Annotated in this window: 13 protein-coding genes; 6 read left to right on the top strand and 7 right to left on the bottom strand. The window is 65.4% G+C overall.

The genetic code is table 11. The features are described 5' to 3' along the window. Positions 1 to 153 precede the first annotated feature (153 nt). Entirely contained in the window at positions 154 to 1,698 is a 1,545-nt protein-coding gene (locus J2R80_RS01630; RefSeq protein WP_076825207.1) for a sodium:proton antiporter, read from the bottom strand. A 135-nt stretch (positions 1,699 to 1,833) separates the two neighbouring features. Between J2R80_RS01630 and J2R80_RS01625 the strand changes: the two genes are divergently transcribed. The 3 genes from J2R80_RS01625 (at position 1,834) to J2R80_RS01615 (ending at position 5,292) form a co-directional block, all read left to right on the top strand. Next, positions 1,834 to 2,604, top strand: coding sequence for a tetratricopeptide repeat protein (locus J2R80_RS01625; protein WP_083714897.1), 771 nt, complete (start codon positions 1,834 to 1,836; stop codon positions 2,602 to 2,604). Positions 2,605 to 2,802: 198 nt separating this feature from the next. After that, positions 2,803 to 4,710 (top strand): propionyl-CoA synthetase, encoded by a 1,908-nt coding sequence (locus J2R80_RS01620; RefSeq protein ID WP_076825205.1) that lies wholly within the window; start codon positions 2,803 to 2,805, stop codon positions 4,708 to 4,710. Positions 4,711 to 5,019: 309 nt separating this feature from the next. Next, positions 5,020 to 5,292 (top strand): hypothetical protein, encoded by a 273-nt coding sequence (locus tag J2R80_RS01615; protein WP_075969207.1) that lies wholly within the window; start codon positions 5,020 to 5,022, stop codon positions 5,290 to 5,292. A 109-nt stretch (positions 5,293 to 5,401) separates the two neighbouring features. On the opposite strand, the gene J2R80_RS01610 is transcribed toward J2R80_RS01615, so the two are convergent. Next, complete coding sequence (locus tag J2R80_RS01610) at positions 5,402 to 6,100, bottom strand: DUF1013 domain-containing protein (protein WP_076825203.1); 699 nt, start codon at positions 6,098 to 6,100, stop codon at positions 5,402 to 5,404. A 229-nt stretch (positions 6,101 to 6,329) separates the two neighbouring features. On the opposite strand from J2R80_RS01610, the gene ispH reads away from it, so the two are divergent. From ispH to rnhA, 3 genes are read left to right on the top strand one after another with little or no spacing between them, the layout of a single operon-like run. Then, positions 6,330 to 7,304, top strand: coding sequence for a 4-hydroxy-3-methylbut-2-enyl diphosphate reductase (ispH, locus tag J2R80_RS01605; RefSeq protein WP_057016404.1), 975 nt, complete (start codon positions 6,330 to 6,332; stop codon positions 7,302 to 7,304). A 5-nt stretch (positions 7,305 to 7,309) separates the two neighbouring features. Next, a complete protein-coding gene (locus J2R80_RS01600) occupies positions 7,310 to 8,290 on the top strand; it encodes a homoserine kinase (RefSeq protein WP_057016403.1) in 981 nt (326 codons plus the stop codon). After that, positions 8,287 to 8,739, top strand: a complete 453-nt coding sequence (gene rnhA, locus J2R80_RS01595; protein WP_253637908.1) for a ribonuclease HI — start codon at positions 8,287 to 8,289, stop codon at positions 8,737 to 8,739. Before J2R80_RS01600 ends, rnhA begins: the two co-directional genes overlap by 4 nt. A gap of 239 nt (positions 8,740 to 8,978) precedes the next feature. Here rnhA and J2R80_RS01590 read toward each other — a convergent pair whose 3' ends face one another. The 5 genes from J2R80_RS01590 to J2R80_RS01570 form a co-directional block, all read right to left on the bottom strand. Beyond that, a complete protein-coding gene (locus J2R80_RS01590) occupies positions 8,979 to 9,464 on the bottom strand; it encodes a peroxiredoxin (RefSeq protein ID WP_018269652.1) in 486 nt (161 codons plus the stop codon). A 210-nt stretch (positions 9,465 to 9,674) separates the two neighbouring features. Next, positions 9,675 to 10,232 carry a DUF924 family protein gene (locus J2R80_RS01585; RefSeq protein ID WP_057016402.1) on the bottom strand — a complete coding sequence of 186 codons (558 nt, stop codon included), beginning with the start codon at positions 10,230 to 10,232 and terminating at the stop codon, positions 9,675 to 9,677. Between the two features lie 22 nt (positions 10,233 to 10,254). Next, a complete protein-coding gene (locus tag J2R80_RS01580) occupies positions 10,255 to 11,937 on the bottom strand; it encodes a long-chain fatty acid--CoA ligase (protein WP_076825259.1) in 1,683 nt (560 codons plus the stop codon). Positions 11,938 to 12,112: 175 nt separating this feature from the next. Next, entirely contained in the window at positions 12,113 to 13,561 is a 1,449-nt protein-coding gene (locus J2R80_RS01575; RefSeq protein WP_371852097.1) for a D-alanyl-D-alanine carboxypeptidase family protein, read from the bottom strand. A gap of 203 nt (positions 13,562 to 13,764) precedes the next feature. After that, the gene (locus tag J2R80_RS01570) at positions 13,765 to 15,543 is read right to left on the bottom strand and encodes a glucan ABC transporter ATP-binding protein/ permease (RefSeq protein ID WP_057016399.1); all 1,779 of its coding nucleotides are present in this window, start codon (positions 15,541 to 15,543) and stop codon (positions 13,765 to 13,767) included. Between the last annotated feature and the right edge of the window lie 75 nt (positions 15,544 to 15,618).

The raw sequence follows: 15,618 nt of genomic DNA, 5'->3' as shown, positions 1-15,618 counted from the left end.
CTAGATGCATTCCGGGTGAGGGGGATTCTCCGCAAATGCAGCTATCGCCGGTTACGCGGAGACAGCCCCTCACCCCAACCCTCTCCCCGTAAAGAACGGGGAGAGGGAGCGCAGTGCTGTCGCGGCGGCTATTCATCCGAACCTCATGGCGTTTTAGGCCTCCACGCTGAGCTCGGCGCGGTCGAGCTCTTCCTCGACCAGATGGAATGCGTCGTCGCCGATCGCCTCGATGCGGCGCAGATTGAGCAATGCCTGACGCGCCGCGGCGATGGCGCGGCGGCGCAGCGGATCCGACGGCAGCTCGCGTGAGGTCAGGCCGCCGTCGGGATCATTCTCCGCGCGCAGCAGCACGGCGCGATATTCGAGCCGCAGGATCTCGGCCTCTTCCGACGGGTCGGCGTCGATCTCGTCGAGCGCGGCGCGAAACACCACGCCGCGGGCATGGGCCGCCTCGCGTCCGACCGGATCGTCGTCCGCGAAATTCAACGCCAGGATCAACGGCCGCAGCGTCAGTCCCTGGATCACGAGCGAACCGAGCACTACGGCAAACGCCGTCAGCAGGATCAGATCGCGATACGGAAACCATTCAGGGAGCGCAAACGCCGCCGCCAGCGTGACGATGCCGCGCATTCCGCACCAGGACACGATGAAGCCGCGCTTCAAGGTCGGCACGGCGTCCACCACGTGGGCCGGCAGCAGGTTGCGCGCCTTCAGTGTGCGCAGCAGCGCGCCGTAGGGCATCACCCAGAGGATGCGAGCGAGGATCACGACGGCGAGGATCGCGGCGGCAAAGCTGCAATATTTCCACCGCACCTCGTCGTCGAGTCCGGACCAGATCGGGCGCAACTGCAGGCCGATCAGCATGAAGGCGAGCACGTTGAGCACGAACACGACGGTTTCCCACACCGCGTAGGACGACACGCGCAGCCGCGCCGATGTGCGGGCCGGCGCGGTGCGCGAGATGGTGATCGCATAGGCGATGATGGTGAGGATGCCGGACAGCCCGAGATGCTCGGCAATGATCCACACCATGAAAGTGCCGCCGAACTGCGTGATGATCGCGCTCGGTGCCTCGGTGATGCGACGCGTGATCATCATCCAGACTTGCGCGAACAGGAAGCCGGCGGCGAGGCTGCCGACCAGCGCAATCGTGATGGACGGCACGAACTCGCGGATCTTCATGTGCTCGGCGGCGACGAGGCCGACCGCGACGCGATAGATGAGCAGCGCGCTGGCATCGTTGAGCAGGCTTTCTCCTTCGAGGATCTTCTGGATCCGGTAGGGCAGGTTGACCTGGCGCAGGATCGCGGTGGCTGCGGCCGCGTCCGGCGGTGCCACGATGGCGCCGAGTGCGATCGCAACCGCCCATGGCATGTCCGGGCGCAGCCAATGCGCGACCACCGCGACCGCCGCTGTGGTGACGCCGACCGCGACCACCACCAGCGTCGAGACCGGCAGCCAGTTGTTACGGAGATCGCGCAGCGAAGTGTCGAACGCGGCGTCGAGCAGCACCGGCGCGACGAACAGCGCCAGCGCCAGTTTCGGTTCCAGCGCCCAGGTCGGGGCCCACGGCAGCAGCGTCAGCAGCACGCCGCCGAGCGCCAGGAAGGTCGGGTAGGGCACCTTGATCCGCCGCGCCAGCGCCGATAGCGCCACCGCCGCGAGCAACAGCCCGATGATCCATTCGAATGTGAGCAAGCCGAACCCCCGATGCAGCCGATCGTCGCAATTGACGTATAATCCAGCGTGTGGTTTTGCGGCAAATGGCGCGCCGCCGGGCATCGGAGGCCGGCGGTTCGGGCGCGGAAGAGGGACGATTTGTCGGCGATCAGGATGCGACGCAAACCTGCAAATCTGGCCGCGATGCTGGTCTGTGTCGGCCTGTCGGGCGCGCTGATGACGGGCGTTGCGCGCGCCACCGGCAGCGAACCGGGCGAGGATGTGCAGGCCAACGCCGGCCCCTGCATCGCGGCGGCAGCGGCCGCCGATGACGACAAGATCATCGATGTCTGCGGCGCGCTGATCGACAATGAGAAGGCGACGAGGCCCGATCGCGTTAAGGCGCTGATGGCGCGGGCGGGCGCCTATGACCGCAAGCAGATGATCGATCGTGCGATCGCAGACTATGACACCGCGCTCAAGCTCGATCCATCGCTTGCCGATGCGCATAATGCGCGCGGCGAGCTGTGGCGCCGCAAGGGCGACCGGCCGAAGGCGATCCTGGATTTTGGTGCTGCCGTCAAGCTCGACCCCAATCACGCCGCCGCCAGGGCCAACTACAAATCGCTGTCGCTGGAGCTGGAGCGGATCGGCGCCATGATGGCGGTCGCCGGCAAGCCGAGCTTCGATTGCCGCAAGGCGCGCCGGCCGGTGGAGAAGGCAATCTGCGCCAATCCCACGCTTGCCGATCTCGATCGCGAGATCGTCGCATCCACCTTCCGCACGGTGCGCGAGGCGCAGACCCCGCGCGAGGCGCGCGAGCTGCAGCGCGCGCAGGATCAGTTCATCGCCCGCCGCAATGCCGACTTCGGCAAGCCGGGCTACGATCTGGAAAAGGCGATGCGCGAGCGGCTGCAGCGGATCAACGGCGTCGACGGCTACTAGTGCTCCGTTCCGATCGAAGCGGAATGAGCTCTAGATTCTTGTTTTGACGCGTTTTCTTCACGCGAACCGGGACCCACCTCGCTCGAAAACGCTTTGCTCCGACCCGGCCGAAGGTCGCGGTCATTTCGGCTTGAAACGGCGCCACTTCCCGTGACAATGGTCGGCAAATGACGCGCGACCGCGCGAGGGAGAAACGCGATGAATATCCAGCAGAGCCGGTATCATGAGGTGTATGCACGCTCGCTCCGGGACCCCGAGGGCTTTTGGGCGGAAGCGGCGCGCGAGATCGACTGGATCGAGCCGGCCAAGAAGATCTTCGATCCCTCCATGGGCGCCTATGGGCGCTGGTTCGCGGGCGCCGTGGTCAACACCTGCTACAACGCGCTGGATCGCCATGTCGCCGGCGGCCGCGCCGGCCAGGTCGCGCTGATCCACGATTCGCCGCTCACCAACACGATCACCAAGTTCACCTATTCCGAATTGTTGGAGGAAGTGCAGACGCTGGCTGCGGTGATGCAGGATTTCGGCGTGGCGAAGGGCGATCGCGTCATCCTCTATATGCCGATGGTGCCGGAGGCCGTCGTCGCGATGCTCGCCTGCGCGCGGATCGGCGCGGTGCACAGCGTGGTGTTCGGCGGCTTCGCGGCCAAGGAGCTTGCGACCCGCATCGATGACGCCAAGCCGAAGCTGATCTTCTCGGCGAGCTGCGGCATCGAGCCCGGGCGCATCGTGCAATACAAGCCGCTGCTCGACGAGGCGATCCGCCTCGCCGGCAGCAAGCCCGAGACCTGCATCATCCTGCAGCGGCCGCAGCAGGCTTGCGAGCTCACCGCGGGCCGCGATCATGACTGGGCGACGCTGCGCCGCGCCGCATTCGACGCCGGCAAGGCCGCGCCGTGCGTGCCGGTAGCCGCCACCGATCCGCTCTACATCCTCTACACGTCGGGCACGACCGGAATCCCGAAGGGCGTGGTGCGCGACAATGGTGGTCATCTCGTCGCGCTGAAATGGTCGATGCACAATCTCTACGGCGTGAAGCCCGGCGAGATCTGGTGGTGCGGCTCCGACATCGGCTGGGTGGTCGGCCATTCCTACATCGTCTATGGCCCGCTGATCCACGGCGCGACCACCATCATGTACGAGGGCAAGCCGATCGGCACGCCGGATGCCGGCGCGTTCTGGCGCGTGATCAGCGAGCACAAGGCGGTCGCCTTCTTCACCGCGCCGACCGCGTTCCGCGCGATCAAGAAGGAAGACCCCGAAGGCAAGTTCATCCGGAATTACGATCTCTCGAGCTTCCGCACCCTGTTCCTCGCCGGCGAGCGCGCCGATCCGCCGACCGTGGAGTGGGCCGAGCAGCAGCTGAAGGTGCCGGTCATCGACCACTGGTGGCAGACCGAGACCGGCTGGTGCATCGCCGGCAATCCGGTCGGGCTCGGCCAGCTGCCGGTCAAGCACGGCTCGCCCACGGTGCCGATGCCGGGCTATCAGGTCGACATCGTCGACGAGGCGGCAAAGCCGGTGGCGGCTGGCACGATGGGCTCGATCGTCATCAAGCTGCCGATGCCGCCGGGCTGCCTGCCGACGCTGTGGCAGCAGGACGATCGCTTCAGGGACGCCTATCTCTCGGAATTCCCCGGCTACTACAAGACCTCGGATGCCGGCTACAAGGATGCGGACGGCTATGTCTGGGTGATGGGCCGCACCGACGACATCATCAATGTCGCCGGCCACCGGCTCTCCACCGGCGGCATGGAGGAGATCCTCGCCTCGCATCCCGATGTCGCCGAATGCGCCGTGCTCGGCGTCAAGGACGCGATCAAGGGCGAGGTGCCGTGCGGCTTCCTGGTACTGAAGGCCGGCGTGACCAAGCAGCCCGCCGAGGTCGAGAAGGACGTCGTGGCGCTGGTGCGCGACAAGCTCGGGCCGGTCGCCGCGTTCAAGCTCGCGATCACGGTGGCGCGGCTGCCGAAGACCCGTTCCGGCAAGATCCTGCGCGGTACCATCAAGAAGATCGCCGACGGCGAGCCCTGGACCATGCCGGCGACGATCGAGGACCCGAAGGTGCTCGACGAAATCGGCGAGGCGCTGAAGGGGAAGGCGTAGCTCTTGTTGCCTTGCCCCGCTTGCGGGGAGAGGCCGGGTCGCATGGCAATGCGATCCGGGTGAGGGGGGCTCCGCGCGCTCGCTGCATTCATTCTGCGGAGGCGGCCCCTCACCCCAACCCTCTAAGAGCGAGCAGCGCTCGTCTCGACCCCGCAAGAGCGGGGCGAGGGAGTGCTGGCACCTCCCGCGCCTGAGGTCGGCACCTGTGGAACAAGACTTCCGCATTCGGAAGCAAAACGGCCTTGATTTTGATGGATTGCCGGGTCATCCCGGCCTCCCTGTCATATGCCATGAGATACGGACCCACGGATGCGATCCATTTCCGCTCGCGCGCCTCTCGCCTTGCTGCTCGCGCTGCCGCTGCTTGCAGGCTGCCTCGAACGCGGCCGATCGCCGATCGCGGAGAGCATGGGCGACGACGATCAGTACTGCCAGGCCGGCGGCAAGGTGGCGGTCGGCTCGCCTGATTACGTCGCCTGCCGCAAGAACCGCGACGTGCAGCGCCAGAACGCCGAAGCCCGCACCGATCGGCGGCAGCGCGATCTCGGCGAATACATGATGAACAATCCCGACCGGCATTGAGCCGCGCCGACGGTCGCCGTCACGCCCATCGCATGCGCTTCCAAGCAAAAACGCGGCAGGTTGCCCTGCCGCGTTTCGTATTCTGCGCTTCGAGTTGCGCGATCCGCGCTTACTCTTCCTCGTCGGCGGGCTTCTTGCCGCCGATCGTCTTCAGCTTGGCGAACACGGCATCGACGTTGAGATCGTCGTGGCGCTCGATCGGCTGATCGTCCAGCTCGTCCTTGCGCGTGGTCTCGGAGGCCGGCAGCAGCGTGGCGCCGCCGTAGACCGTGGTGGTCGGCTTCTCCTTGGCGGCGCGCTGCACCTCGAAATCGAGCTCGATCTGCGAGCACAGGCCGAGCGTCACCGGGTCCATCGGGGTCAGGGTCGAGGCGTTCCAGTGGGTGCGGTCGCGCACGCTAGCGATCGTGGTCTTGGTGGTGCCGACCAGACGCATGATCTGGGCGTCCTTCAGCTCGGGATGGTTGCGGACCAGCCAGAGGATCGCGCTCGGACGCTCATGGCGGCGCGACACCGGGGTGTAGCGCGGGCCCTTCTTCTTGGCGGCGGAGGGCAGCACCACCTTGCTCTCCTGGAGCCTGAGGCGGTAGTTCTGGTCGCGCTCGCCGCGCTCGATCTCCTCGCGGGTCAGCTGGCCGTTGGAAATCGGGTCCATGCCCTTGATGCCCTGCGCGGCGTCGCCGTCGGCGATGGCGCGGACCTCGAGGGGGTGCATTTTGGTAAAATCGGCCACCTGATCGAAGGTCAGGGCGGTATTGTCGACCAACCACACGGCAGTCGCCTTCGGCATCAGCGGTGCGTTGCTCATGGCAAATCTCCTTTGTGCTTCGCCCACCTCTGTCGAGGCGAAGCTGGTAGTCATCGGCGATGACGGGAATTATAGGGCCTATATAAGCCCTCCGGGGGGAATGGCGCAATGGGCCAGCAAAATCGCCTTGACAGCGCCCGAAAGCAGTCCCAAGTCCTTACTCAAATTGGCCGTTCCCCGCCCGCCGGCGAGGGGTGATTCGGTCCCGAGATTGCCCCGAGACAGCCCGATGTCAGCCAAAAAACCCGACCTTAGAATCGTGCTTTGTTCCCCCCGCGGCTTTTGTGCCGGGGTGGTCCGTGCCATCGACACGGTCGAACGTGCCCTCACCATTTATGGTGCGCCGGTCTATGTCCGGCACGAAATCGTCCATAACAAGTATGTGGTCGACAGCCTGAAGACCAAAGGCGCCATTTTCGTCGAGGAATTGGCCGAAATTCCCGACGATACCAACGCGCCGGTGGTGTTTTCGGCCCACGGCGTTCCGAAATCGGTTCCCGCCGAGGCCAAATCCCGCAATTTCTTCTCGTTGGACGCGACCTGCCCGCTGGTGACCAAGGTGCACCGCGAGGCGGCGATCCATTTCAAGCGCGGCCGCGAGATCCTGCTGATCGGCCATTCCCACCACCCCGAGGTGGTCGGCACGCTGGGGCAGCTGCCGGCGGGCGCCGTGACCCTGATCGAGACCGCCGAGGACGCCAAGACCTTTGTTCCGAAGGACCCCAACAACCTCGCCTTCGTGACCCAGACCACGCTGTCGATCGACGACACCGCGGAGATCGTGACGCTGCTCAAGCAGCGCTTCCCGAACGTCAATGGTCCGCACAAGGAAGACATCTGCTACGCGACCACCAACCGTCAGCTCGCGGTCAAGAAGGTGGCGCCGGTGGTCGACGCCCTGATCGTGGTCGGCGCGCCGAACTCGTCGAACTCGCAGCGCCTGCGCGAGGTCGCCGAGCGCGAGGGCTGTCCGATCGCCGTGCTCGCCCAGCGCGCCAGCGACATCGACTGGAGCAGGTTCGAAGGCATCACGAGCCTCGGCATCACCGCGGGCGCCTCTGCGCCGGAAGTGATCGTCGAGGAGATCATGGGCGCCTTCGCCGAGCGCTATGAACTGCACGTGGAGACGGTCTCGGCCGCGGAGGAGAACGAGTTCTTCCCGCTGCCGCGTTCGCTGCGGCCTGACGCTGCCGCGGCGGAATAGACCATATGGCGGTCTACACCGACGTTGCCGCCGAAGACCTCGCGGAATTCCTCAAAAGCTACGACATCGGCGAACTGCTCTCCTACAAGGGCATCGCCGAGGGCGTCGAGAATTCGAACTTCCTGCTGCACACCAGCCAGGGCGCCTACATCCTCACGCTCTATGAGAAGCGCGTGGCGGAGGACGACCTGCCGTATTTCCTGTCGCTGATGGCCCATCTCGCCGAGCGCGGCGTGTCGTGCCCGCAGCCGGCGCGCAACCGCAAGGGCGAGGTCACTAGCCGGCTCGCCGGCCGGCCCGCCGCGATCATCAACTTCCTCGAGGGCGTGTGGCCGCGGCGGCCGAACGTGGCGCATTGCTCCGGCGTCGGCGAGGCGCTGGCCAAAATGCACGTTGCCGGCCGGGATTTTCCGCTGGTCCGCAACAATCCGCTGTCGGTCTCCGGCTGGCGGCCGCTGTTCGATCTCGCCGCCGCGCGGGCCGACAGCGTGCAGCCGGGCTTGCACGACTTCATCGCGCGCGAGCTCGATCATCTCGAAGCCGCCTGGCCGACCGATCTGCCGGTCGGCGTGATCCATGCCGACCTGTTTCCCGACAACGTGTTTTTTCTGGGCGACAGGCTCTCGGGCCTGATCGACTTCCCGTTCGCCTGCAACGACATCCTGGCCTACGACGTCGCGATCTGCCTCAACGCCTGGTGCTTCGAGCCGGATCATTCCTTCAACGTCACCAAGGCGCGCGCATTGCTCAACGCCTACGGCCGCGAGCGCCCGCTGTCGGCGGCGGAAGAGGCCGCGCTGCCGCTGCTCGCGCGCGGTGCCGCGATGCGCTTCCTGCTGACGCGCCTGGTCGATTTCCTCAACGTGCCCGAAGGCGCGCTGGTGCAGCCGAAGGACCCGCTGGAATATGTCCGCAAGCTGCGCTTCCAGCAGAGCGTCGCTGCTATCAACGACTATGGCGTCACGCCGGCCGGGTGCGCGGCGTGAGCGAAAAGCCGCATGTGACTGTTTTCACCGATGGTGCCTGCGCCGGAAATCCGGGGCCGGGCGGCTGGGGCGCGATCCTCAGATTCGGCGAGGTCGAGAAGGAATTGAAGGGCGGCGAGGCGCACACGACCAATAATCGCATGGAGCTGATGGCGGCGATCTCGGCGCTCGAAGCCTTGAAGAAGCCCTGTGTGGTCGATCTCACCACCGACAGCCAGTATGTCCGCCAGGGCATCACCGGCTGGATCCATGGCTGGAAGCGCAACGGCTGGCGCACCGCCGACAAGAAGCCGGTCAAGAATGTCGAGCTGTGGCAGCGTCTGGACGCCGCGCTGAAGCCGCATGAGGTGCGCTGGCACTGGATCAAGGGCCACGCCGGCCACGCCGAGAACGAACGCGCCGACGAGCTGGCGCGCGAAGGCGTGGCGATGGCGCGGCTGAAGGGGTAGGGCGCGCCGTCGCGTCCGCGATCGCGGCCACCGCCAGTCCTCAAAACCGTCATCGCCCGCGAAGGCGGTCGATCCAGTATTCCAGAGGTGCTCGATCGTAGGTTGGGCACGCTTGCGCTTTGCCAACCCTACGACGCTACGATCGTCACCTCGTCATTCCGGGGCGATGCGTCAGCATCGAACCCGGAATCTCGAGGTTCCGGGTTCGGCGCTTCGCACCGCCCCGGAACGACAGAAAACTACAACTGACCGAGCAGCGTGTCGCCGCCGGAAACCTCGACCTTGCCCGGGGCGGGCTCGAGGTTGAGCTTCTTCACCACGCCGTCCTCGACCAGCATCGAGTAGCGCTTGGAGCGGATGCCGAGGCCGTTGCCGGAGGCGTCGAGCTCCATGCCGATCGCCTTGGCGAAGTCGGCGTTGCCGTCGGCGAGGAAGACGGCTTCGTCGCGCTGGTCGGTGTCGCGCTTCCAGGCGTTCATCACGAAGGCGTCGTTGACCGAAACGATCGCGATGGTGTCGACGCCCTTGTTCTTCATGGCATAGGCGTTGAGGAAGATGCTCGGCAGATGCATCTTGTGGCAGGTGCCGGTATAGGCGCCGGGCACCGCGAACAGGGCGACCTTCTTGCCCTTGAAAATGTCGTCGGTGGTTTTGACCTGCGGACCCTCGGCGGTCATCACGCGAAACTTGGCTTCCGGCAGCTTGTCGCCAACATTGATCGTCATCGTTGTTCTCCCTCGGTGAAGCGGAACTGTCTTAAACTGGGCTACAGCACGGCACAATACGGGCTCGCCGAAGAACGGCAATGCCGGACGTCAAAGCGTTTTCGAGCGAAGTGGATCCCGGTTCGCGTGAAGAAAACGCGTCAAAACAAGAATCTAGAGCCCCGTTCCGATGCAATCGGAACGGAAAAGGCTCTGGTCACCGTTCCGTCATCAGCCGGAAAACCCGCCGGCGTCGAGAAATGCCTGCTCCTCGGCCGTGGTCTGCCGGCCCAGCACGCGATTGCGGTGCGGGAAGCGGCCGAACCGGCGGATGATGTCGGCGTGGTCCTCGGCGTATTTCAGGTTGTCGGGATGGCAGTCATATTGCCCGAACAGCGTCACGCAGCGCTGCTGGTCGTCGAGGTCCTCCGAATGCTCGAACGGCAGATAGAGGAATTCGCGCAGCACGGGGGCGGTCCGCGCATCGACGCCGCGGTCGATGGCGCGCCTTGCCACTTCACGCGCCAGCGCATCGCTTGAAAAGGTCCTGGCGTCGCCTCGAAACAGGTTTCGCGGAAACTGGTCGAGCACGATGGTCAGCGCCAGCGCGCCCTCATCGCTCGCCTCCCATGACGACAATTCGCCGGCAGCCGCCTTCTGCCAGGTGGCAAGGAAGCGGCTGCGGATCTCGGCATCGAAGGCGTCGTCGTGCTTGTACCAGCGGTCGCGGCCGGCATTCCGCCAGAAGCCAAGCACGTCAGCCGGCGTCGCGAGGCTTGCGTCAGACATCGAACGTCAGTCCACTCACGCCTTAGGCCGCGGCCTTCTTCTCGTCGCGCAGCTCGCGGCGCAGGATCTTGCCGACATTGGTCTTCGGCAGGTCGGTCCTGAACTCGATCTGCTTCGGCACCTTGTAGGCGGTGAGCTGGGTGGCGCTGAACTTGATGATGTCCTCGGCGGTGATGTTCGGGTCCTTCTTGACCACGAAGGCCTTCACCGCTTCGCCGGACTTCGCGTCGGGCACCCCGATCACGGCGCATTCGAGCACGCCAGGATGGCTTGCGATCACTTCCTCGATCTCGTTCGGATAGACGTTGAAGCCGGAGACCAGGATCATGTCCTTCTTGCGATCGACGATCTTGGTGTAGCCCTTCTCGTCCATCACGCCGATGTCGCCGGTGCGGAAATAGCCGTCCGCGGTCATCACGCGCGCGGTCTCGTCGGGCCTGTTCCAGTAGCCCGCCATCACCTGCGGGCCCTTGGCGCAGATTTCGCCGGCCTCGCCGATCGGCAACTCATTACCGTCATCGTCGCGGATCGAGAGCCAGGTCGAGGGGACGGGAAGGCCGATCGTCCCGGAGAACTCCTCGATCGTGGCAGGATTGCATGTCAGGGTCGGCGACGTCTCCGACAGGCCATAGCCTTCCGACAACGAGATGCCAGTAACCTTCAACCATTTCTCGGCGACCGGCCTTTGCGTCGCCATGCCGCCGCCGTTGGCGATCTTCAGCTTGGAGAAGTCGAGCTTGTCGAATCCGGGCGTGTTCAGCAGGCCATTGTAGAGGGTGTTGACCGCCGGGAAGAAGCTGACTTGGTACTTCGACAGCTCCTTGACGAAGCCCGCCATGTCGCGCGGATTCGGAATCAGCAGATTGGTGCCGCCGGCCCGCATGCCCAGCAGATAGCAGGCGGTGAGCGCGAAGACGTGATAGAGCGGCAGCGCGCAGACGATGACCATCTGTTCGACGATCGGCGGCTTCGCCAGCGCCGGCTGCAGCCAGGCGTCGTTCTGCAGCACGTTGGCCAGGATGTTGCGGTGGAGCAGGGTCGCGCCCTTGGAGACGCCGGTGGTGCCGCCGGTATATTGCAGGAAGGCGACGTCATCGAGCGTCAGCGTCGGTTTGTTGAGCTTGGCGGCGCGGCCGGCTGACAGCGCCTCGTTGAAGCCGACGGCGCCGGGAATCGACCAGGCCGGCACCATCTTCTTCACCCGGCGCACCACCAGATTGACGATCACGCCCTTGAGGCCGAGCAGGTCGCCCATGCTGCCGACGATCACGTGCTTGACCGCGGTGTTGGGAAGCACCTTCTGCACGGTGGTGGCAAAGTTCTCCAGAACGATGATCGCCTCGGCGCCGGAATCCTTGAGCTGGTGCTCGAGCTCGCGCGGGGTGTAGAGCGGGTTGACGTTGACCACGGCATAGCCGGCGCGCAGCACGGCGGCGGTCGCGATCGGATATTGCAGCACGTTCGGCATCATCAGCGCGACCCGTGCGCCCTTCTGCAGGCCCTTGCTCTGCAGGTAGGCACCGAGCGCCGTCGACATCCCGTCGAGCTCGCGATAGGTGATCGCCTTGTCCATGCAGATGAACGCCTTGCGATCGGCGAATTTCTTGAAGCTTTCTTCCAGCAATTCGACCAGCGACGAATATTGCGTGACGTCGATATCCGCGGGCACGCCGGCCGGATAGTGCTTGAGCCAGATGCGCTCCATGATGGTCAATCCCCTCTCTCAAACTTGGCTGATGTCCCGGATTGCTTCCGGGTTTTCCGACCTTGGCCGCGTTATTTCAGGCAGTATTGAGCGATGCCGCGGCCAATGGCAAGCCGCTGCGCGTTATCGACGCATTGGAGAAAATGACGGTCGGAAATGACGGGCGGGCGCTGCGCTAGCCGGCCGGCTTGGCGTCGGCTTTCGGCTTGTCGGCAGCCTTGGGTTTGTCGGCCGCAGTCTTGGGCTTGGCAGCCGGCTTTGCCGCCGCCGGCTTGCCGGCAGGCTTTGCGGCGGCGGGCTTGTCGGCCGCGGCCGTCTTCGCAGCTGCGGCATCCGGCTTGGCGTTGGCGTGACGCGCGGGCTTGGCCGCCGGCTTGTTGTCCGACTTGGAGGCACCCTTGGTGTCGGCCTTCGCGTCATCGGCCGCATCGGGCTTCTTGCCCGCGACGCGGCTGTGCTTGCCCTTGGCGCGCTTGACCGGCTGCATCTTCTCGGTGTCGGCCTCGACCGCGGCGATCAACGCAGCACCGGTCTTGGTCGGCCCCGTATAAACCACGACCGGCTCGGAGGCCGCGGCCGGCTGCGCCAGCATGTCGGCTGGCTTGGTCGGCATCGCAGCCTGCAGGCCCGAGGCGAAGAAGCTGACGCCGCCGTCGCCATTGGTGCTGGAGCTTCCGGCGCTGGCGACGGTGTCTTCTGCGTCCTCGTCGCTGGCGGGCCGCTTGTGCTTGGGACCGCACATCTCCTCGCGCAGGTTCGGCGGCGTGGAATCGATCGGCACCAGATTGTCGACGGTGCCGAGCGAGGGCCGCAGCCACGCCATCCCATTGTTGGCAAAGCCGCGGTCCAGGAGCTGCGCGGCGCGGATCGCGCGCATGCGGCCCGAGGAGGCGCCGAGCACCACGGCGATCAGCCGCTTGCCGTCACGCGTCGCCGACGCCACGAGATTATAGCCGGAGGCGCAGATGAAGCCGGTCTTGAAGCCGTCGGCGCCGGGATAGCGGCCGATCAGCTTGTTGAAGTTCTGGGTGATGCGGCGGCCGAAGCGGATCGACGGGATGTGGACGAAATACTCGTATTCCGGCAGGTCGCGGATGATGGCGCGGGCGAGGATCGCCATGTCGCGCGCCGAGGTGATCTGGCCGTCGGCGGGCAGGCCGTTCGGATTGACGTAGCTCGTTTGCGTCATGCCGAGCCTTTGCGCGGTCTGGTTCATCATCCCGGCAAAGCCGTCGATCGAACCGCCGATGCCCTCGGCCAGCACCACGGCCATGTCGTTGGCCGACTTCACCAGCATCATCTTCAGCGCGTTGTCGACGGTGACCTGGGTGCCGGGCCGGAAGCCCATCTTCGAGGGCGACTGCGACGACGCGGTCGGCGACACCGTGAGCAGCGTGTCGAGCGAGACGCGGCCGTCCTTGACCGCCTTCAGCGTCACATAGGCCGTCATCATCTTGCTGAGCGAAGCCGGGTACCACGGCATCGTCGCATTGTCGGCCTGCAGCACCTTGCCGGAATCGGCCTCGACAACCAGCAGTGCCTCGGCTTGCGCCATTTGCGGCGAGGCGATGGCGAGCATCGCGACGGCCAGAATCCATTTCAATGACGGGCGAGGAAGGTGCACGAATCCGGTTCCGGTCCTTTGAGACCCGCCTTGAAAAAAGGAGGTCTTGCGATTGTGACGTACGGGTTTCAAGCGTGTCCGGCGCCGCATTGCGGCGATGCAAACCCTATACCGGCTTGCCAGCAGAGAACAGAGGCTGGGGAATTATATCGTGGACGAAATCGGCTGAATTTCGGCAGCCGCCTCAATTGGAAAGGCGGGAATTATGGTGTCTCGATGCCGGCGCGCGCCTGTTCCTGGACCATGAACTGGGCCCGCGCCAGCTCGGCAAAACGCCCGCCTTTCGCCACCAGTTCATCGAAAGTTCCGCTTTCGATCACCCGCCCCTGGTCGAACAGCAGGATGCGGGTGGCGTGGCGGATGGTGGACAGGCGGTGCGCGATCACGAAGGTGGTACGGCCCTTCATCACTTCGTCGAGAGCGGCATTCACCTTGGCCTCGGTGACGGCGTCGAGGGCGCTGGTGGCCTCGTCGAGGATCAGGACCGGCGGATCCTTCAGCAGCGCACGCGCGATCGACAGCCGCTGGCGTTCGCCGCCGGACAGCATGCGGCCGCGTTCGCCGGCATGGGTATCGAACTTCTTTTCGCTGCGCTCGATGAAATCCAGCGCCTGCGCGCGCGCCGCGGCGGTGCGCAGCTCCTCGTCGGTGGCGTCGGGCTTGCCGACGCGCAGATTGTCGGCGAGCGAGCGGTTGAACAGCAGCGCCTCCTGGAACACCACGCCGATGTTTCGCCGCAGCGCCGTCAGCTTCAGTGCGCGTATGTCCATACCGTCGATCCTGATGATGCCCGATTGCGGATCGAACGCGCGATGCAGCAGCGCGATCGCGGTGGACTTGCCAGCGCCGGTCGAGCCGACCAGCGCGATGGTCTGGCCCGGCAGGGCGGTGAAGCTGAGATCCTCGATCGCCGGCCGCTTGCCGTCATAGGAGAACGAGACGTCATCGAACTCGACGAGGCCGGACAGCCGTCCGGGATCGACCGCGCCGGGCCGGTCGCGCACCGCAGGCACCGCATCGAGCACGTCGAAGAACTCCTGCAGGCGCGGCGCTTCCATGAACACGTTGTTGATGAAGCTGACCACCTGCTCGAGCTTCTGGATCAGCATGGTGGCGAACGAGACGAACATCACGATCTCGCCGACCGTGGTGAGGTCCTGGTTATGCAGCGCGATGCCGACGGTGAAGATCGCGAGCACCGTGATCGTGGTCGAGGCGCGTGTGATCACGGTGACCAGCGCCCACCATGACAGCACCGGCATCTGCACCGCGAGCAGCTTGTCGGCGACGTAGCGCAGGCCCTGCACCTCGGAATCGATCCGCACGAAGCTCTGCACCAGCGCGACATTGCCGAGCGCGTCCGAGGCGCGTGCCGAGAGGTCGCTGTAATAGGCCTCGACCTCGCTCTGCATGCCGTAGGTCTTGCGCACCACCAGCGTGGTCAGCACGGTGAACACGACGCAGAGCCCGAACAGCAGGACCGCCAGCCGCCAGTTGATGTAGAGCGAAAGCGGCAACAGCACGATCAGCGACATGATCGCGGCGAAATGCTCGCGGAAGAAGCCGAGCCAGAGCCGCCACAGCGCGTCGGTGCCGTTCAGCATCACCTTCATCAGCCGCCCGGAATGGGTGCCGGAATGGAAGGTCAGCGGCAGCTGCAGGATGTGCTCGAAATAATCGGTCAGCACCGCCTGGCGCTGGCGGTGCGCCAGCCGGTCGGCCTGCAGCGCCACGATCGCGCTGCAGCCGATCGTGAACAGGCCGAACACCGCCCAGGCGACGAGCAGCGGCCATGCCGAGGAGGTCGCGAACAGCCCGGTGACCGGCCGGCCCGACAGCACGTCGACGATCTTGCCGAACAGCACCGGCTCGGCGAATTGCGCGCCGGCGAGTAGCACGTTGGCGATGGCCAGGATCCAGCCGAGCCGCGCCTCCTTGCCGAGCAGTTCGAGGACGCGGGTATAGAGGCGAAGCATGGACATGCCGGCGGCACTCGTCAGCGGTGGGCGCCCGATCAGGCGAGAATGCAATTTAATCAGTGTTCGCGATGCAGGGCC

The sequence above is a fragment of the Bradyrhizobium sp. USDA 4541 genome, assembly GCF_024171085.1.
GTDB lineage: Bacteria > Pseudomonadota > Alphaproteobacteria > Rhizobiales > Xanthobacteraceae > Bradyrhizobium > Bradyrhizobium australafricanum.
The sequence above is the reverse complement of the archived record's forward strand: the minus strand, read 5'-3'. Positions and strand labels throughout refer to the sequence as shown.

Coding starts and splice junctions, on each gene's coding strand:
- J2R80_RS01625 (WP_083714897.1), top strand. CDS start 1,834: ATGCGACGCAAACCTGCAAATCTGGCCGCGATGCTGGTCTGTGTCGGC.
- J2R80_RS01620 (WP_076825205.1), top strand. CDS start 2,803: ATGAATATCCAGCAGAGCCGGTATCATGAGGTGTATGCACGCTCGCTC.
- J2R80_RS01615 (WP_075969207.1), top strand. CDS start 5,020: ATGCGATCCATTTCCGCTCGCGCGCCTCTCGCCTTGCTGCTCGCGCTG.
- J2R80_RS01610 (WP_076825203.1), bottom strand. CDS start 6,100: ATGAGCAACGCACCGCTGATGCCGAAGGCGACTGCCGTGTGGTTGGTC.
- ispH (WP_057016404.1), top strand. CDS start 6,330: ATGTCAGCCAAAAAACCCGACCTTAGAATCGTGCTTTGTTCCCCCCGC.
- J2R80_RS01600 (WP_057016403.1), top strand. CDS start 7,310: ATGGCGGTCTACACCGACGTTGCCGCCGAAGACCTCGCGGAATTCCTC.
- J2R80_RS01590 (WP_018269652.1), bottom strand. CDS start 9,464: ATGACGATCAATGTTGGCGACAAGCTGCCGGAAGCCAAGTTTCGCGTG.
- J2R80_RS01585 (WP_057016402.1), bottom strand. CDS start 10,232: ATGTCTGACGCAAGCCTCGCGACGCCGGCTGACGTGCTTGGCTTCTGG.
- J2R80_RS01580 (WP_076825259.1), bottom strand. CDS start 11,937: ATGGAGCGCATCTGGCTCAAGCACTATCCGGCCGGCGTGCCCGCGGAT.
- J2R80_RS01570 (WP_057016399.1), bottom strand. CDS start 15,543: ATGTCCATGCTTCGCCTCTATACCCGCGTCCTCGAACTGCTCGGCAAG.